This is a genomic window from Prochlorococcus sp. MIT 1223, assembly GCF_034092465.1.
Taxonomy (GTDB): Bacteria; Cyanobacteriota; Cyanobacteriia; order PCC-6307; family Cyanobiaceae; genus AG-402-N21.
Genome location: NZ_CP139303.1, coordinates 103177 through 122057, shown reverse-complemented (window position 1 = coordinate 122057; position 18881 = coordinate 103177). Strand labels below are relative to the sequence as shown.

At 33.4% G+C, this 18881-nt stretch carries 20 protein-coding genes, 1 tRNA gene and 1 pseudogene; 12 read left to right on the top strand and 10 right to left on the bottom strand.

Annotation, left to right across the window (positions count from 1 at the left end; genetic code table 11):
- Window positions 1-43 precede the first annotated feature (43 nt).
- On the bottom strand, window positions 44-1711 hold the full coding sequence (locus SOI85_RS00590) for a peptide chain release factor 3 (protein WP_320664295.1): 1668 nt from the start codon (window positions 1709-1711) through the stop codon (window positions 44-46).
- A 36-nt stretch (window positions 1712-1747) separates the two neighbouring features.
- Complete coding sequence (locus SOI85_RS00585) at window positions 1748-2440, bottom strand: class I SAM-dependent methyltransferase (RefSeq protein WP_320664294.1); 693 nt, start codon at window positions 2438-2440, stop codon at window positions 1748-1750.
- 120 nt (window positions 2441-2560) lie between these two features.
- Here SOI85_RS00585 and nrdJ point away from each other — a divergent pair, with 120 nt between their 5' ends.
- Together nrdJ and SOI85_RS00575 are read left to right on the top strand one after the other, a co-directional pair.
- Window positions 2561-4906, top strand: a complete 2346-nt coding sequence (gene nrdJ, locus SOI85_RS00580; protein WP_320664293.1) for a ribonucleoside-triphosphate reductase, adenosylcobalamin-dependent — start codon at window positions 2561-2563, stop codon at window positions 4904-4906.
- Between the two features lie 155 nt (window positions 4907-5061).
- A complete protein-coding gene (locus SOI85_RS00575; RefSeq protein ID WP_320664292.1) occupies window positions 5062-5319 on the top strand; it encodes an RNA recognition motif-containing protein in 258 nt (85 codons plus the stop codon).
- 65 nt (window positions 5320-5384) lie between these two features.
- Here the strand turns inward: SOI85_RS00575 and SOI85_RS00570 are convergent, their stop codons facing one another.
- The 5 genes and pseudogenes from SOI85_RS00570 to SOI85_RS00550 form a co-directional block, all read right to left on the bottom strand.
- Entirely contained in the window at window positions 5385-5582 is a 198-nt protein-coding gene (locus tag SOI85_RS00570) for a hypothetical protein (RefSeq protein ID WP_320664291.1), read from the bottom strand.
- Between the two features lie 527 nt (window positions 5583-6109).
- A pseudogene (locus tag SOI85_RS00565) lies at window positions 6110-6220 on the bottom strand (high light inducible protein); the annotation flags it as partial.
- 8 nt (window positions 6221-6228) lie between these two features.
- Entirely contained in the window at window positions 6229-6384 is a 156-nt protein-coding gene (locus SOI85_RS00560; protein WP_414477817.1) for a high light inducible protein, read from the bottom strand.
- Between the two features lie 960 nt (window positions 6385-7344).
- Window positions 7345-7515: a photosystem I reaction center subunit XII gene (locus tag SOI85_RS00555; RefSeq protein WP_320664289.1), complete on the bottom strand. Its 171-nt coding sequence runs from the start codon at window positions 7513-7515 to the stop codon at window positions 7345-7347.
- Between the two features lie 245 nt (window positions 7516-7760).
- A complete protein-coding gene (locus SOI85_RS00550; RefSeq protein ID WP_320664288.1) occupies window positions 7761-8525 on the bottom strand; it encodes a YdcF family protein in 765 nt (254 codons plus the stop codon).
- A 347-nt stretch (window positions 8526-8872) separates the two neighbouring features.
- Between SOI85_RS00550 and SOI85_RS00545 the strand changes: the two genes are divergently transcribed.
- From SOI85_RS00545 to SOI85_RS00530, 4 genes are all read left to right on the top strand, one after another.
- A complete protein-coding gene (locus tag SOI85_RS00545; RefSeq protein WP_320664287.1) occupies window positions 8873-9568 on the top strand; it encodes a sugar phosphate nucleotidyltransferase in 696 nt (231 codons plus the stop codon).
- A 221-nt stretch (window positions 9569-9789) separates the two neighbouring features.
- On the top strand, window positions 9790-10725 hold the full coding sequence (locus SOI85_RS00540; RefSeq protein WP_320664286.1) for an NAD-dependent epimerase/dehydratase: 936 nt from the start codon (window positions 9790-9792) through the stop codon (window positions 10723-10725).
- Window positions 10726-10737: 12 nt separating this feature from the next.
- Window positions 10738-11322, top strand: coding sequence for an HAD family hydrolase (locus tag SOI85_RS00535; RefSeq protein ID WP_320664285.1), 585 nt, complete (start codon window positions 10738-10740; stop codon window positions 11320-11322).
- A 37-nt stretch (window positions 11323-11359) separates the two neighbouring features.
- Window positions 11360-12316, top strand: a complete 957-nt coding sequence (locus SOI85_RS00530) for a hypothetical protein (protein ID WP_320664284.1) — start codon at window positions 11360-11362, stop codon at window positions 12314-12316.
- A 91-nt stretch (window positions 12317-12407) separates the two neighbouring features.
- Here SOI85_RS00530 and SOI85_RS00525 read toward each other — a convergent pair whose 3' ends face one another.
- Both SOI85_RS00525 and SOI85_RS00520 read right to left on the bottom strand, forming a co-directional pair.
- Complete coding sequence (locus tag SOI85_RS00525; protein WP_320664283.1) at window positions 12408-13406, bottom strand: NAD(P)/FAD-dependent oxidoreductase; 999 nt, start codon at window positions 13404-13406, stop codon at window positions 12408-12410.
- Window positions 13337-13651: an FAD-dependent oxidoreductase gene (locus SOI85_RS00520; RefSeq protein ID WP_320664282.1), complete on the bottom strand. Its 315-nt coding sequence runs from the start codon at window positions 13649-13651 to the stop codon at window positions 13337-13339. The genes SOI85_RS00525 and SOI85_RS00520 overlap by 70 nt, the downstream gene beginning before the upstream one ends.
- Before the next feature lie 156 nt (window positions 13652-13807).
- Here SOI85_RS00520 and SOI85_RS00515 point away from each other — a divergent pair, with 156 nt between their 5' ends.
- Genes SOI85_RS00515 through SOI85_RS00505 form a run of 3 tightly spaced genes read left to right on the top strand, consistent with a single transcriptional unit; the run spans window position 13808 to window position 17261 of the window.
- Window positions 13808-15022, top strand: coding sequence for a class I SAM-dependent methyltransferase (locus SOI85_RS00515; RefSeq protein WP_320664281.1), 1215 nt, complete (start codon window positions 13808-13810; stop codon window positions 15020-15022).
- Window positions 15019-15939, top strand: coding sequence for an NAD-dependent epimerase/dehydratase family protein (locus SOI85_RS00510; RefSeq protein WP_320664280.1), 921 nt, complete (start codon window positions 15019-15021; stop codon window positions 15937-15939). The genes SOI85_RS00515 and SOI85_RS00510 overlap by 4 nt, the downstream gene beginning before the upstream one ends.
- Window positions 15940-15998: 59 nt before the next feature.
- Complete coding sequence (locus SOI85_RS00505; protein ID WP_320664279.1) at window positions 15999-17261, top strand: glycosyltransferase; 1263 nt, start codon at window positions 15999-16001, stop codon at window positions 17259-17261.
- A 100-nt stretch (window positions 17262-17361) separates the two neighbouring features.
- Here the strand turns inward: SOI85_RS00505 and SOI85_RS00500 are convergent, their stop codons facing one another.
- Complete coding sequence (locus tag SOI85_RS00500; RefSeq protein WP_320665185.1) at window positions 17362-17622, bottom strand: hypothetical protein; 261 nt, start codon at window positions 17620-17622, stop codon at window positions 17362-17364.
- Window positions 17623-17738: 116 nt separating this feature from the next.
- Between SOI85_RS00500 and SOI85_RS00495 the strand changes: the two genes are divergently transcribed.
- The 3 genes from SOI85_RS00495 to SOI85_RS00485 all read left to right on the top strand — a co-directional run bounded on the left by SOI85_RS00495 (window position 17739) and on the right by SOI85_RS00485 (window position 18731).
- Window positions 17739-17825, top strand: a tRNA-Ser gene (locus SOI85_RS00495).
- A gap of 227 nt (window positions 17826-18052) precedes the next feature.
- On the top strand, window positions 18053-18409 hold the full coding sequence (locus SOI85_RS00490; RefSeq protein WP_320664278.1) for a hypothetical protein: 357 nt from the start codon (window positions 18053-18055) through the stop codon (window positions 18407-18409).
- A gap of 121 nt (window positions 18410-18530) precedes the next feature.
- Window positions 18531-18731: a hypothetical protein gene (locus SOI85_RS00485; protein WP_320664277.1), complete on the top strand. Its 201-nt coding sequence runs from the start codon at window positions 18531-18533 to the stop codon at window positions 18729-18731.
- Window positions 18732-18881 lie beyond the last annotated feature (150 nt).

The following is an 18881-nucleotide window of genomic DNA, read 5'->3' as shown; positions in this document are numbered from 1 at the left end:
CTTTTCCTGAAACTCTAATATACAAATTATAAAGGCAATCAAGTTAAAGACTAATAGGGTCTACACCACTTACAACTGGAGCGACATTTCTTAAATCCAAGTCAGGGTGATCTTCTCGTAATTGATTCAGATTCCATTCATTTTTAAAAAGAAGAACAGGCCTCATCCACGAATCCTGAACTATTTTACAGTTGAAAACACGTCCGATCTCATTCAAAGCTGGCCAACCTGCATTAACCCATCTTGCTACTTGAAATCCCATAGGTTCAAGTCTTGTCAAGACTCCATATTCATTTTCAAGGCGATGTTGAACAACTTCTAATTGAAGCTGACCAACCGCCGCTAAAATAGGATCTCTTTTGCTCTCATCTTTATCGTAAAGGATCTGAACAGCTCCTTCTTCTCGTAACTGATTTACTCCTTTTTTGAAATTTTTAAATGCAGAAGGATTGGGATTGCGTAACCAACTAAAAATCTCAGGACTAAAACACGGTATACCTTCATACTCAAGATGTTTACCTACATATAAAGTATCGCCAATTGAAAACATGCCCGGATTATTTAAACCAATAACGTCTCCTGGGAAGGCATCCATAACAGAGGAACGATCTTTGCCAAAAATCTTTTGTGGTCTTGATAGTCTTATGTTTTTGCCTGTTCGGGCATGACGAACTGTCATGTCTTTTTCAAACTTACCACTACATACTCGAACAAAAGCAATTCGATCTCTATGTCTTGGATCCATATTTGCCTGTAATTTAAAAACGAATCCACTAAATCCATCTCTCATTGGATCAATAGGTCCATTACTACTATTTCTCGCGACTGGACCTTGGGCCATGTCCAGAAAATTATCAAGGAAGGATCTAACGCCGAAATTTGTCATTGCAGATCCGAAAAATACAGGGGTTAATTCACCGCCCCTAATAAGATCTAAATCCATCGAAGAGCCTGCCTCTTCAAGCAGTTCGATTTCTTCCAAAGCCTTATTTAAAAGATCTTGCTCAACTAAGTCGAATAACTCCGGATCGTTCAACTTATGTTTTTTCTCTATTGACTGTTTTCCTCTTTGAGTACGAGTAAATAAAATAACTTCTTTAGACAAGCGATCAATAATTCCTCGAAAATTTTCGCCACTTCCTATAGGCCAATTAACGGCCCAAGTTAACAAATCTAGCTCAGATTCAATCTCATCTAGCAGTGCTAAAGGTTCTTGACCTGGTCTGTCCATTTTATTTATGAAAGTGAATATAGGGATACGTCTCATCCTGCACACTTCAAATAATTTCCTTGTTTGAGGCTCAAGTCCTTTAGCAGCGTCTTCAAGCATTACTGCATTATCAGCAGCAGCGAGGGTGCGATATGTGTCTTCAGAAAAATCCTGGTGACCAGGGGTATCAAGAAGATTAATAGTTTTTTGGTTGTATTCAAATTGCAAAACAGTTGAAGTAATTGATATTCCCCTTTGTTTTTCTAACTCCATCCAGTCTGATGTAACTTTTCTCTGTTCTCCTCGAGCTTTTACAGCACCTGCTTGTTGAATTGCTCCTCCATACAAAAGCAATTGTTCTGTAAGAGTAGTTTTACCAGCGTCTGGGTGAGAAATAATTGCAAAATTTTTCCTCTTAGCAACAGCTCTAGCAATGGTTTCTTTAGAAGTTTCTTCTATTTCAGGTAATGATTCGCTGCTATCAAGCGACAAAATGTTCATTAAAAGAATTTCATACTAATTTTCTTCAAAGTTATCTTAAATAACTCCAACTATCTCAAGATAACGATCATCTACTTCAAATACTTTTAATTGAAACAGTCCTGCTTCAACTAGCTGTTCTTTGACCTCATTAATAGTAAAAGCAGCATACAAAGATGCTAAATAATCTTTTTTTAAAACCTCTGGTGAATCAGACTGATATTTTCGTTGCAAATCAATTGCCTTTTCAGCTGAGCAAGGTCTTCTTAGGTCTCTCTGAAAAATCAAGCATCCTTCTTTTCCTATTTTCTTAAGAGTCCTCCAAAAATCAATTGGGTGATGTATATGATGCAGAACGCTATTGCTAACAATAAGGTCAGCACTATTAATCATCTCTGGCCTAGTTCTTAAAAGCAATGAGAACGAAGAGTTTAAATATGAAATACCCTTCAATTTAGGATTTTCAGAGCTTATCTTCCTTGCTCTGGCAATATTCAACATTTCTTGCGAACCATCAATGCCATATATTTTTGACTTTGGCCACTTAGAGGCAAGCCTCTCAGTAATATTTCCTGGCCCACAACCCATATCAATAATTACTCCATCATTCATTAAAGGGGTGTCAAATCTAAAAATATATTCCTCAATTCTCTCAACCAAATCCGCATCAGATGATGAGAAGTCAGATTCTGAGTAAGCTTTGACTTGCTCAAAACCGGTCATTAATTCTGGTTCTGGAATCCGATGCACAATAATAAAAAAAATAGAACATTTTTATATTCTCTTCCATACACTGCAGATGGTGTAAAAATTACTTGCAGACCCCATTAGTGGCGTTAGGGTGCAAGGACGTAATGACCAGGAAAAGTCTTGACAATCTCAGCCAGCCGATCCGAAATTGGGTTACAGACCTCACAAAAAGGTATTTCTCACCAAGATTTTCCTTTAACAGCTCCCGCTGCTAACCCAGTATTTTATAGAACTTACAGTCGAAAAACTGACCAGGGTAGAGAAAGCTGGGATCAAGTAAGCAAAAGAAACCTCAAAGGACTAACTATCTTAGGCAACTTGAGCAATGAAGAAGTTGAGTTAATGGCAAGAATGCAAAAAGAGAAGAAAGCTCTTCCTTCTGGTCGGTGGTTATGGATAGGAGGCACTCCTTGGATAGAAAACAATAAGAACTTTTCAGGTGCCTATAACTGCACTTCTACAAATCTTGTTGATTGGGAAGCTTTTAGCCTAATGATGGATCTTGCAATGATGGGATGCGGCACAGGCGCAATCATTGAAGAACACTTAATTAGTAAACTTCCTAAGATTAAAAACATTATTAAAATAAAAGAAGTAACAGATATTGGAATAACTTCACCAAGTAATCGGCAAGAAAAAACATCTTCCATAACTACAGGAGAAGAGGTATTAATAAAGGTTGGAGATAGTAGGAGAGGTTGGGTAGAAAGTTACAGAAAGCTTCTAGAGCTAAGCAGTAATGAATCCTTCAGTGGAGGGGAAATCAATGTTTCTATTGACTTAAAAGATATAAGGCCTGCTGGAGAATCCTTAAAAGGATTTGGAGGCATGGCAAACCCTGTAAAGTTAAAAGATCTTTATGGACGCATAACAAACCTTACAAATAAAGCTATAGGAAGAAGGCTTACTTCTATTGAATGCTGCCTACTTATAGATGAAGCAGCTGTGACTATTGTTGCTGGGAATATACGCCGTAGCGCTGGAATGCGACAGTTTTCAGCTAAAGATTTAAAGGCTTCTGGAGTAAAAGAAAATCTATGGCAACAAGATTCTGAGGGGAATTGGAGCATAGACCCAGAGAAAGATGCTCTAAGAATGGCTAATCACACTCTTGTTTACCACACAAAGCCATCCCTTGATGTTGTTACAAGTGCCGTGACAAAGCAATTTCAATCAGGAGAAGGTGCTATTCAATTCGCACCAGAGGCAATTGCACGTTCAAATGCTGACCTTTTAACTACTACCGAACTTAGGAAAGAGTTTATAGAAATATATTGTGATCAAGGGAAAGAAGAAGCTGGTTTTTGGTTAGAACAAAATTATGGTCCCATCAGCAAGGATGAACTAGAACATAGACTTGGTAGATACGGCTTGAATCCTTGCGGAGAAATTCTAGGGGCCGATTTTCACTGCAATCTTGCAGAAGTTCACCTTAATCAAATTGACCCTGCAAATATTAAAGAACAAGATGATTCCTTTAAAGCTGCTGCTCTTTCTGTAGCTTGCCTCCTAAACCATAGATTTGAAATTGAACGGTATCGGCAAAGTAGAGAGTGGGACCCAATTGTCGGAGTAAGTTTCACTGGGTTATTTGATTTTTTTGTTCATGCATTTGGAACAAATTGGCTAAAATGGTGGGAAGAAGGTAGACCAAATTCAGAAGAAGGTAAAAAACTCAAGGCCAAAGAAGCAGAATACCTAAACCATTGGAAAGAAGTAGTTAATCAAACAGTTTGGGAGTATTGCGATAAACATAATCTTCGCAGACCCTCACGTTGCACAACAGTTCAGCCAGCAGGAACAAAAAGTCTTCTTACAGGAGCCTCTCCTGGTTGGCATCCACCTAAAGCTCAACGTTTCATTAGAAGAATTACATTTAGAAAGAATGATCCAGTTGCTATGGCATGCATGGATTATGGATATACAGTTGTACCCTCACAATCTGATAAAGATGAAAACGGGCGCTTGCTAGACAATCCATTTGACCCAAGATGTACAGAATGGTTAGTAGAAATTCCAACAGAAGTTAGTTGGGCAAATCTACCTGGAGCAGACCAAATAGACATTAATAACTTCACGGCGCTTGCTCAATTTGACTTTTATATGCAAGTACAAAGTAACTACACTGATCACAACACATCAGCCACAATTGAATTTCGTGAAGATGAGATTCAACCATTATCAAAAGCCATTCACAATGCCATAAATAATAGTGAGGGATATATATCAGCAGCACTTTTAGCTAGATTTGATGCCAATGCAACATTTCCTCGCTTACCTTTTGAACCAATAGATGCGCAAACATATGAAAAACTTCAATCTGAAGTCATTGAAAGAAGAGTAAGCGATGATTTTTTTGTTGCGCTGACTCGTTATGACAAAGGAGAGCTAACAGAAGCTGGTCCTGCTGGATGCGATTCTGATAAATGCCTGCTCCCCCTAGCAAAACCAGATAAAAAGGCCTAGACAGGCTTCATATCTGGTTTTTTTGAATTTCCTTAAAGAGTCGACGTTATAACAAATTTGTCAAAACACTATTATAGATAAATAACTCATTGCACAAGTGACTACTTATTAGCTAATGGTATAGGAAGAGGAATCCTCATACCTCTAAAGAAAAAATGACAACTCTCCAAAAGCCAGATCAAATAATAAGTGACAGTGCCCATGACGCTTTAATAGATCAACTCAGGGCATCCAGCTCTAAAGAAGAAATTCTAAAATTTGAAAACTGGTTTAATTCAAAAGTAAGTAGTATCCCTTTGCATGAATTAATTTGTGAGCTACTAAGAAACAGGTCTATCTCAAGAGTCCTAGCTGCTAAATGGCTATCTACTCTGATAAACGACAAAGAAGAGCAGTTAAGCAAATCCAACTAAAACCTATAAGACAACAATAAATATATCTAATAAAAATTAATTGTTTTTACATTTGATTTAATTTTCTAGCCTAAGGGGAATGGTCCTCCAGAGCCTGAAGCTGCATTAAAGCCAGACAGGGCCCAAACACCAAAAGATAGCAAGCCACATCCTCCGAAGAACATCAAGTGAGAGATATAGCGAATACGCTCTTTTTCACTTATATCTCCTTCCATTGGTAGGTCACCAAGAAACCTAGACTGCTCACTCTTAGAAGGGCTCATGCGATTAATTTCTCTGATAATTGATTGTTATTATCAAAATTACCACAGAATTTTTAAGAATTGGTCTAATGCATCATCAATTGAGGAATTTTGTAAAACACTGAAAGGCCTTGCTAGAATTAAGGAATTGATAAACAACAAAAACGAGAGAACATCTGATTAATCAGGACATATATTTAGATGAAAGTTACCCTCCCCCTATACAGCAAAAGGTCAAACGCCTCTGATAATCCAATAAAAGGTTTAAATATGAAAATTCGAAAGGGATGTCGAAATTTGAGGGAAGTTTTTTCCTTCTTTATAGTTATTAGTTTGGTTATAGCATTCGTGACCTTCTGCCAGAAGAAAGAAAATCATGCCCAAATAACTAATATTCAAATTATTAAGCTAAGTTTAAAATAAATTGTATCAAAACACTTGATTCATTAGGCAACTTAGCTATATTTAATTTTTTTGATACTTGATTTACTTCTTATTAATAAGGTAATTAAAACCTATGATTTCAATTAAGTAAAGTAACAGAAGTATTAAAAGAATCCAGGTACAATCCAACCAAAAAAACCATAATTAATAACAGCAGCAAAAAGTCCTATCATGGCAAGTCTGCCATTTGTTTGCTCAGCTTTTTTCCAATAATTATTTTCCATTAAAAGATACCTGGTATAACTTGACCAGTGGAAACATATGCTCCTAATAATGCAATAAACCCAATCATTGCCCAGCGACCATTTGCCTTCTCGGCCTCTTCTGGGTAATTGGAATAAGAGTCTTCCATTTGCATCTGAACTTCTGTCGCGAACATATTTTGCTTGCCGTATTCGCTAATAACAGAACCATCTGTACGGTCGGCAGTTGGGGTGGAAGTTGTCATCTTAAAATTGGTAAATAACCACTTATGGCTTACTAAGAAATGTAACACATTTTATTACGTTTTGTAAAGCCTTCTTTCTATGTTTTTCGCCATTGATGCAATTACGCTGATATAGCAAAGCTTTTTACCGTTAAGCGTATTATCAAATTAAATTCTGAAAGATAAATACTTGTTCAAATAAAATTCAACTTTAATTAGAAAATAAATTTTAAAACAAGCCTTTATAGAAAGCCTTTGATTATTTGATAAGCCTCTAAATCATCCCCAAAGAACCGGCAGTAAAACCTACTACGCAAAAAAATGCAAATTCTAAAAGGTCTCTACTACTAGAGGGTATTTTATTTAAGGCAACGGATATTCGTTGAGCCATTTGGACCTTGTACTCACAGGTCTGATGAAGCTAATTAATTTTTCTCATTTCTGTGGCTAAAAATTCAGGATTTATATTATTTCTTTAGTTTTAAATCAAATTTAGCTTTTTTGATATTGATCGATCACTAGGTCAAGACCTAGATAAGCGCGTAAAGATAAGTTTATCTTCTAATAGTCTAATCTCTATCTGGACCAAAAATGGGACAAAAGCTTTCTAAAGAACGCAGCAGAAAAAGCAATAAGAACTAAATTAAATTGTTCAATCTTGAATCCGAATAAGTACTTTTGAAAATAAAGAATTTGGGCTTAGAAGCAGTTATAATAGGGAAACTAGTAGTAGTTTTTGAGAGCATAAGCATAATAAAAATATATATCTGTTTCTCATTTTCTCAAATATAAATAAACTGATTGCAGAGAATTCTATTGATTGTTTTACAATTCGTTTTTTTTACTTTTTCTACAAATAATCTTTAATTCTCAATATGGACATATTCAGAATGAGCTTTAATTGACAAAACTCTAGGTATCTCTAAGGGATGTACCCAATCTCAAGGCTAGAACACCTGCAAAAGTAACTAGCAGAAGAGAAATGCCAGCCAAGTCAGGGCCCTGGAGATTAAACCCAGAAGAGAAATCCACCTTAGATAAGTCAGAAGGCATGCGTTCTGCAAAAAATATGAGTTGCTGCATTTAGCTGAAAATTGTTAGGTCTTTATTTTACCTGTTTCAAATAGTCGTTAAGCAGAATCCTTCTCAGAAATTAAAGCTTCTTAAAAAAATGATTCAAATCCTTATTCAATTCTATTTTTGACAGCTAATCGTTCGTTTAAATTGTTAAATGTATGCTTTTTAAATCAACCAGGCAGATCAGACAAAGCATCAGAAGTTAGCTGTAATACATTATGTTTGTATTTAGAGCTATGAAAAACTGAATTTCAATAAAAGATCTGATAAATGATCCTCCCCATAATTTCACGAAGAGCAGAAGAACTTTTTCCAAGCATTGAAGCATTAGGGGCCCAATTTAAAGGATTTCCAAGGATTCTAGAAAGCTTTCTAGATTGAAAATCAACTGGAAAAGCATTGACTTTTAGCCCTTGACGCTCAAATATCCATTTTGCTCGATTCATATGATAAGCACTTGTCACCAATAATATTTGCGGTTGATATTCCCTGTCTTGAGGATTAAGCAAATTGGCTATTGCGAGAGCTTCCTGAACTGTATTACTAACAATTGGTGAAACCCATATATCGCTAGCAGGGATTCCAAGTTCAATGGCTTTTTTACGATAAAAAGCCCCTTCGGTTGGAAGATTTCTCCTGAAAGGCGATAATCCCCCTGTAAAAAGTAACTTTGAAGCTTTACGCTCCTTAAAAAGATCTATTCCGGCAAAGAATCTATCTGGATCTGCCCATTCAATAATTTTATTACTACCAGGCGATTGATTTATTCCAGAACCACTTAAAACGACAATAGCGTCTGAAGAGGGGACTTGATTAGCATTTAATCTTTGCCATGGAAATTCAAGGAGTATCCACAATCCATTAGCAACAACACCTGTGCTAAAAGTCCATAAAATTAATATTGCCGTATATATTTTAAATGAATTTTTCCTTCGATTAGAAAGTAGCAAAAGCAAAAGAGCTAGACCTAAAGGCAAAAGGAAAAGAGGAAGAAATTTGCTAAAGAAGTAACTCATCACAAGCATTATTTTGTTTACTACTCTTAGGGTAACTATTATAAAAATAATTGCTTTCTTTTATGATTAGAGAATTAAATATAATCCTGTTGATATAAAGGTAAACTTTATGTATTAGACTATTTGAGAATTATTAAGAATGATAATAAAACTAGTTTAATTAGTAAAATTTAGTCTCTATATAAGACAACAAAAGCAGAAAAATATATTAAAAAAACGAAAATAGATTATTATAATGATTTTATACTAGAAGCTACAAAAGTCATCGCTCAAACAAAAATTTATTAATATATAAGAAGTATCTTTTAGCGACTCTGAATTCATCAACCAAAATCCCAAGTGAGGCAATGATTCTTTGTGGAGGGCTAGGAAAACGCCTAAGGGAAGTCGTATACGATGTTCCCAAGCCTATGGCAAAGGTGGGTGGCAAGCCTTTTTTGTCTTATTTAATTAGCTCTTGGATAGACAAAGGTGTTGGCACATTCGTCCTATCGACGGGTTACTTGTCTAAGAGAATCAAAGATTACTTTGGGGATAATTACCAAGGGGCAGTAATCAAATATGTAGAAGAAGATGAACCACTCGGAACTGGTGGGGCGATCAAGAAATCACTCGAATCATTCAAGTTCAAATCAGAAAATATAATTATCCTTAATGGAGATACATGGAATAATATTGATCTTCAAAAGCTCTACTCTGATTTCTGTAAATCCAATAAATCAATAACTGTTTCTATAAAAGAAATTGTAATAAATAATCGTTATGGATCAATAAGATTGGATAATAATAGAAATATCATTGAATTTGATGAAGAAGAAGGTGGAAGGATTATTAATACAGGATGTTATTTAATAAGCAAGTCTAAGATTTTAGAAAATCTTATTTTATTCAATGGTAAGTTTTCCTTTGAGAAAGATTTCCTTCCCATTTTAGCCGAAAAGAAAATGCTAAGTGCTAGTTGGCAAGATCATGACTTTATTGATATTGGAATCCCTAGTGATTATTATAGATTTATTAAAGATTTAGATAGATTTATAAAATGAGAAATTAATATAGCTTCCTTTTAAGGCTAAATCTATAAGTTAATAACTCAATATAATTAAATAACTTATAGTATTAAGCCGAAATCAATTCTCATCAAGTAACATGATTTTCGATCTTCCCATTAATGATGTATATTTAGAGATCAAGAAAAAGTAGTATTATCTCATTTTTTTCCTTAAAGAGGTTGGTACTAATGAGTTTTTACCCATGAAATCATCAAATGATTAATATTCTAGTAACAGGTGGTGCAGGTTACCTTGGTTCAATAGTTGTACCTGATCTATTAAGCAAAGGGTACAAAGTCACTGTTTTAGATAATTTCATGTACCGTCAATCTGGCTTGGCTCATCTATGTACCAACAAAAATCTACATATAATTAGAGGTGATGTTAGGGATGAAGGCCTAATTAATAAACTAATAAGAGAACATGACGTGATATTTCCTCTTGCTGCTTTAGTTGGAGCTCCTATTTGTGCACAAGATCCTTATAACGCCGAAAGTGTTAATCATGATTCTATTCTTAATTTATTTAAGAATGTTCATGAGAGTCAAATTATTATTATGCCTACTACAAATAGTGCATATGGCACAGGTGATGAAAATAATTTCTGCACAGAAGAATCTAAGCTCCGTCCGATTTCTAAATATGCCATAGATAAAGTGAAGATCGAAGAAAAGCTTCTAGAGCATGAAAATTCAATTAGTTTTAGGTTAGCCACAGTATTTGGCATGTCTCCTAGAATGAGAATTGATTTATTAGTAAATGACTTTGTATATAGAGCCGTTAATGATAGAGCGGTTGTTTTATTTGAAAGTTCATTTAAAAGAAATTATATTCATATAAGAGATGTAAGTAGAGTCTTTCTTCATGGACTTGAAAATATCTCTAAAATGAAAGGGCAAATATACAATGTCGGTTTATCTGAAGCTAATCTATCAAAGTTGGAGCTTTGCAAAAGAATTAAAGAAAAGGTTACTGAGTTTGAAATTATTGAAGCAAAAATTGGTAAGGATCCAGATCAAAGAAATTATATTGTAAGCAATGAAAAAATAGAATCTACAGGTTATTTACCTGTTCATTCACTTGAGGAAGGAATTGAAGAACTTATTAAGGGATATCAGATGATAAAAGTTTCTGAGTATAAAAATGTTTAATAACAATATAAATTGCATAAACAAATTTTCTCTAATAATAATCTCACAAAGGCTCCAGCTATATACCTAGACAGAGATGGAACTATTAATGAAGAAATAGGATACTTGCACAAGATAAGTGATTGGGAATGGTGCGAAGGTGCTCTTGAAAGTATAGTTTCGATAAGCAAGTCACGATATAAAATAGTAGTAATAACTAATCAAGCAGGTATAGCTAGAGGTTATTACTCAAAAAAAGAAGTATTTTACTTACACACATGGTTACACAAACAAATATCAATGAATTTAGGTAGGCTGGATGCAGTTTACTTTTGTCCTCATCATCCAGATTATGGATACATAAAAGATTGTCAATGTAGGAAACCTGGTACTGGAATGATTCTTGAAGCAGCGAGAGATCTGAATATAGATTTAAATCAGTCCTGGCTAATAGGAGATAAAGCTAGCGATGTAGAAGCAGGTAGTAAAGCAGGTTTACAAACTATCTTATTACCTGATAGCACTAATTGTAATCAGTTCACAAATGAAAATTTTTCAAATTACAGAAAGAGCAATATAAAATCAGCAATAGATTTTATATTGTCAAAGGATATATAGTTCAAAATATATGATTATCACAAGAACTCCATTTAGAATGTCATTTTTCGGAGGAGGAACGGATTATCCTTCTTGGTTTAAAGAGCACTCTGGTACTGTAATTTCAACTACTATCGATAAATATTGCTATATATCACTTAGGAAACTACCTCCATTTTTTGATTTCAAATATAGAGTTGCATATTCTATTGTTGAAAATGTGAAAGATATAGAAGATCTGAAACACACAGCTGTAAAAGCTCTCATTAAAGAATCAAAGATAAAAGAAGGTCTAGAAATACATTGCGACTCTGACCTACCAGCCAGGTCTGGGATAGGGAGTAGCTCATCTTTCGTAGTAGGGTTGTTAAATGCTATATACGCATATAAGAATGTAAAAATAAGTAAGTCAAAACTAGCCTTAGATGCAATAGATCTAGAAATAAATGTTCTTAATGAAGTAGGCGGATATCAAGACCAATATGCCACCTCATACGGTGGGCTCAATATAATCAACTTTCCAAAAGACTCTTCCATAGAAATCAAGCCAGTATGTATTTCAAAAAAAAGAAAGGAAGACCTCCAATCACATTTACTTTTATTCTTTACCGGTATATCTAGAACATCTAGTTATATATCTAAGTCATTAGTTGAGAATTTCAAACTAAAGAAAGACTACTTATTTAAATTACAAGATTTTGTAAAAGAGGCAGAAGATATTCTATTTTCTAACCTACCTATAACCGATTTTGGATCTCTATTAGATGAATCATGGAAAATAAAGAAACAACTATCTGAAAAAATTAGTAATGATCATATTGATCTTATTTATCAGAAGGCCATTGATGCCGGAGCTTCGGGAGGTAAACTCCTTGGGGCTGGATCAGGAGGATTTATACTTCTTGTAGCAAATCCTGAAAAGCACTTACAAATACGCTCTGCTTTAAAAGAATACGTACATGTACCATTTGAATTTGATTCCTTAGGAAGTCAAATAATTTATTGCGAAGAATAGATTATTTGACTTCCTAACATATTTTAATAATAGTTTTATAGTTAGTACAGATAGATAGTTATAAGGTAAGTTTGACTTAAATTAATCAAGGCTAAGTATAGATGTTAATTGTCTCATCAATAATCAAATCAGCTAAAGAAAAACTAGCTGTAAAAGCAGGAGAAATTGCATTTAATATATGTGTACTTGAACCAGAATTGACATAGAGAAAATCATCCACAATTTCATTTTTCTTCTTGTTAAATAATTGTGCTCTGATTCCTACCTTGTTACTTTTTTCTATATCATTAATATCTATTTCAGGAATGATAAGCTTAATTTGTTCCATTAATAGTGGGCGTAGTGATAGAAAAGCTTGATCTCGTGCATAATTTCTAAAGCCATTTTTATTATTTATATATTGATTGGCAAGAATAGTAAAATTCCTAAAGGTCATAAAAGGCTCGATTCCTTTGAATTTTTCATAATTTTCCCTACCTAACGCTGGAATTGCAGTTGGACCTATATGTATAGTTGGATCCAATTCTGCACTGGGAGTAAAATGCACACCCAAGAAAGGTACATTTAAATCAGGGACTGGGTAAAGGTTAGTTGAAAGAGAAATATTTGATGATTTTTTAACTCTCCAATATAGTCCTTTAAATGGTAGTAAAAGGTATTCTTTGCCTACGTTAAATAATTTTGCGATTCTATCGGAATGCAATCCAGTACAATTATATAAATGTATATATCTAATTCTAAATAATTCTCCTTTAGACATTATATCTAAAAATTTATTATCCTCATCGACATTAATGATATTTGCACCCTTAATTACTTTTACACCCTTACAAGATAATTCTTCCTCTAGCTTTTTTATGACAATCTTTGGCTGAGTAACAGATGTCCCTGGGCTCCATAAACCTCTACCAGTTGAAGATCTAGCTATTGGTGCTATTTGACTTATTGCTGATTTCCCTAAAATACTTACATCTGCACCATTCTCTAAACCTCTTTCATAAAGTACATCGATCATATAGTCTAACTCTTTTTTTGTGGAACGATTAATTTCCCACAATTTGATATTGGCAAGCCTCGCTGAACGATCCATTTTTTTAATCGCTTAGCTCCACTGATACAAACCTTCGCCTTTAACGATCCTGGCTTGTAATAAATACCCGCATGTAAAACACCGCTATTTCTTCCAGAACTGTGGAGACCAAGTAAATCTTCTTTTTCTATTAAGACAATATTGCTGGAAATTTTTCTATCTACAAGCTGATTAGCAATCGACAAACCTACCATTCCTGCTCCAATTATCAATACTTTATCATTCAACTCACTAAATGATAACATCAAGCTAATTAATAATAATTAAAGCAATTCTAGCACATATTGATTATGTTTTAAGTTTAATTATAAGACTAAAATAATCGATTTTATTTAACTTAAAATATATAGCTTGTTAATCAAGCCAATTACATGTTAAATTAAACAAAAGAAACCTCTTTTATGCTTTCATGTAGAGTATGTGGTGGTAATGATTTAGATCTATGCATAGATCTAGGATTACAGCCTTGGTGCAATAACTTTTTAAAGAGAGAAGAAATTGGTTCCGAGCCAAAGTATCCTCTAAGGGTATTTTATTGCAATAAATGTAGCACTACTCAATTAGACTATACGGTGAAGAAGGAAATAATGTTTGGTGATCATACATATCTATCAGGAATAACAAAATCACTTTCATCACACTTTAAAAATATCGCAAATATCACAATAAATAATTACTTTGATTCAGCTAATAAAAGTGCCATTAATGTTCTAGATATTGGCTCTAATGATGGAACACAATTAAAGCACTTCATGGATATAGGATGCAATGTGCTGGGAGTAGAGTCCTCTAAAACAACCTCTGAAATTGCTAAATCAAATGGCATACCAACGATAAATAAATTCTTCAATAAGGAATTAGCTGAATCAATTGACGGAAAATTCGAGATTATAAATGCAGCTGGTGTATTCTTCCATTTAGAAGAACTCCATTCAGTTACTGAAGGTATAAAACATCTTTTGTCTGAAGAAGGAATTTTCATAGTTCAATTCTTATATATGAAATCTATCGTAGATAATATTGCATTTGATCAGATTTATCACGAACATCTTCTATATTATAATCTCAAGTCGATTTCCTACCTTCTTGAATTACATGGACTGGAAATATTTGACGCATTTCTTTCCCCAATTCACGGGGGGTCGATGATAGCTTTTGTTACACATAAGAATACAAAGGAAAAGACTTATAGATTAATGAAGTTAATAAAACAAGAAGAGGAAAGTAATATAAATAAGAAAAGCACCTATTTGGATTTCTCTAGAAAGATATCGGATCTTAGGGTTCGTGATCTTGAATACCTTGGGAAAGCAATAGAGCAAGGTAAGAAGATCTATGGATTTGGAGCACCCGTAAAAGGCAATACACTGCTAAATTATTTCAACCTTGGAACTGAGACGTTGCAATGTCTTGTCGAGAAGAACAAATTACGTAAGGGACTCTATAGTCCCGGTATGCATATACCAATTGTAATAGAAGATGAGTTAGAGGATTTACCAGATATTTATTATGTATTAGCCTGGAATTTTAAAAAAGAAATACTTGAACGTAATTCAAGTCTCATCGATTCTGGAATAGAATTCTACTTTCCAATTAATCCAAGTATTTTTAAGTGAATATATTTATTACAGGTGGTTCAGGATTTTTAGGAAGGCACCTAATACGTTCCCTAAAAAGAGAGCAAGGGGATAACCAAATAACTAGTCCAAATAGTTCCGAATGTAATCTAACGATTAAGGATTCATTAAATGACTACAGTTTTATAAAATACGATAGAATATATCACTTGGCTGCATGGACTCAAGCTGGAGATTTCTGCTTAAAACATCCAGGGGAACAATGGTTAATTAATCAATTAATAAATACACATGTTCTGGATTGGTGGAAGCAAAAACAACCACAAGCAAAGTTAATATTTATGGGAACTAGTTGCTCATATGATCCACTATTGGAATTAAAAGAAGAGAATTATATGAAAGGGATCCCAACCACAAGCTTATATACATATGCTCTAACAAAAAGAATGCTACTCGCTGGAGCTAATGCTCTTCACCTTCAATATAATATGAACTACTCTTGCTATATTCCTTCAACTCTTTATGGTGGGGATTATCATAATGATGGAAGGCAGATGCACTTCATTTTTGATTTAATAAGGAAAATATATAATTCTAAAGTAACTAAAGAAAAGGCATTATTGTGGGGAGATGGAAGTCAAAGACGTGAATTAGTTCATGTAGATGACTTCTTAAATGCTATGTATAATACTGCTGACAAAGTAAATAATGACTTACTAAATATAGGAGCCGGTATGGATTACTCGATACAAGAATTTGCTCAGAGTATATGTGAATATTTAGAATGTCCAGAAGAACTAATAGACTATGATACATCAAGATATGTCGGTGCAAAAAGCAAACTTTTAGATATAAATAAACTTAAAAATATGTATAAGGAGTATTCACCAAGGTCTCTAAAAGAAGGGCTAAAAGATTCAATTGATTGGTACAAAAATAGTAAAAGCAATAAATAGTATGATTATTATGAGTTGAGTAAATTAACTGATGTATAATAATGAGTAAACTCTTAAATATGAAAAAATCAGATCAGGATATAAATTTTATAATATCGTGTAGGACACTAATCTCATTCCAAGGTCATGATTATAATTATTGCAAATCACTTCAACAAGAAGCAAAAGCAAAAGGTTGGAAAGTTCTAATACTAGCTAATAAGCACTTGAGTCAAGAAATAGTAAACGAATTAGGAGCAATTCCTTTTTACAAAGTTGATTTAGGCAGAAGATTTAATGTTCCACTAATAAAAAGATTCCTTCCAAAGAAAATATATAAGTTTATTTATCTATCATGGAATTTCTTGCTGCATAATATTTTCACCTACTATGACCTTAAGCAAATAGATAAATATCTTGAAAAGTCCAAAAAAAATATTATCTTCTTTCCTACGATGACAATAGTTAACATCTTCGCGATAATAAAGTATTTGGAATCTATTGCGCATAAATTCCACTTTAAGGTTGGTTTCGTTAATCATTTTACTTCTAGACCAAATTATCAATTAAGCAAATTTCCTGATAACTTACATAAATTTTTATATAATCAAATTAATAATAGTATTATATCCAAAAGAATTTATCTTTTTTCTGATACCAATAAACTGTCTGATGAATTTTCTGTTTACACTTCTAAAAAAATTGAGGTCTTACCAATACCACATGTAATAAGTCAAAAAGATAAAGAAGAGACACAAAATAATAAAAGCATAAGAGTTGGATATATGGGAGATGCAAGGACCTCTAAAGGGTTTGACTTGTTGCCCGATGTTATCGAAATTTACAGCAATAGGAATCAAGGTTTTGATATACAGTTTCTTCTACAATGTTCAATTAGGGTAAGAATGGAGAATAAGGTTTTAGAGGCTATCAATCTATTAGATTCAAAACCTAATGTAACTTTATTTAGAAACTCTCTTTCTCCTATTGATTATGAGAATTTATTGAATTCAATTGATATTTTCCTTCTTCCATACAGTAGGAATCGATATCATAGTCAAACCTCAGGTATATTTTGTGAAGCAAGGTCTCTCGGCAAGTGTTTTGTTGTCCCTAATGGTACATGGATGTCAGATGAGATCGAAGAGTTTGGTGGTGGTTATATATTTAATTCTCACACCTCGGAGTCAATAGAAGCAGCACTAAGTAGAGCTATAAAAAACAAGTGCAAATTATCTGAAGATTCGCAGAGAAGATCTATTGATTGGAAGAGATATCATAACTCAGAAAACTATTTTAAGGTTCTATCAGAATCTTTAATTAACCATGGTGATATATTTTAAATTATGTATATTAAAATAAAAGCTCGTTTTAAATAAGAAATTAGTATTATATCTTAGAAGATTAATTTATACTTTAAAGATAGATCTAATAATTTATTGACTAAGACATTTTTATAATTTGATAGTAAGGACGATCTTCATAATCTGCATCTGAGCAGCAAATATCTCCATAGATCTCCTCAAGTAAATCATATGCTTCATCGTAACTATCAAAAGATTGAGATGTAAGTTTATCCTCTTCTCCATCTATTCTAGTTATACGATATTTGTTTATCATTAGCAGGCATAATTTCATCAATAGGACTATAGTTGAATTTTTAAGTATTTGGATGCTTCTTAGCCCCAAAGCCTCAAAAGACATTAAAACGATGAAACAAAAGAATTTTTAGTGTTTTTGTTCCAGCGAAGTCTTGCTCATGGTAAATCTTGTACTGCTTGTTGCTAAAGTGTAATTGTCGGCGATCAGTCGACAAGCTAGGAGGGGTGGTCGAGTGGTTTAAGGCTCTAGTCTTGAAAACTAGCGTGTCTGCAAGGGCACCGTGGGTTCGAATCCCACCCCCTCCGTTACCAGCTAATTCATTTATTTTATCTAAGGTTGAAAAAACTATTTATTCAAGCTTTTGCTCTAAAGTTTTTTCTATAAGTCAAATAATTTCCCTCATTAAGTACTTAAGATGTTGGAAGGTTTTCAACTCAGAACATGTTTCTCGAAAACAAGTAACATGGCGAATAGATAAACACAATCTCTCGTTAACTTGTTAACGTAAAAAGGGTGATCAAAAAAGAAAATTATGTCAACTGAACAGATTAGTTACAAAGATCTATCAAAGAAACAACTTGAGAATCTTAAAGAAAGATACATTGACAGTAGAATAGAGTCAATGACAGAAGATGATCTAAGGAAATTTGTAAGATCAATTGTTAGTGACCAAATAACAGGAACTGTTGGAAATGCAGAGGAAAGAGAAGCCTGGAAAGAAATGAAAGAACATTTTAAAGATTCATTTGAACTTCAAATAAAAGAGGTTATAAATATGGACACAAAAGGTGAAGATGTGGATCCTGAAAAAATAGAATTAGAAAGAAGACTTGATTTACTTGAGAAACGAAAGAAAGAAAAAGATAAAATCAATGATGATATGTGGTAAAAGATATGATTTATTTAAATATGTACCAAATAGCCTATACAAATAAAAAAGATGGTTAGAATTTATCAAATAATTTATTAAATTAACCCATTGGTAATTAAAAACCACAAAAATTTTTAATATGAATCATATAGCATTCACCTTGTACGAGATAGGCATTTCGCCATTAATAATTATTCTGATTGCAATATTTGGTGGTTTTTTCCTCCTTTCATTTGCTATCACAACTCCAAATATGGATACAAAAGGACTTCTCAGAGTTTTACATTCAAAGCCACAAAGGAAGCCAGACGGGTCCGTGGAGTACACAGATGGAGATTAAAAGGCATGAACTATTTGTGCATATAAAACGAATTTAAAAAATAAAAAAAAACGCTGATTTAACTCCTAGTGATTGGCTAATGCTGAAACTATTTCTAGGAAAATTATTAAATCAAGTCTGACAGATGATAATACTATTACAATAGCTACA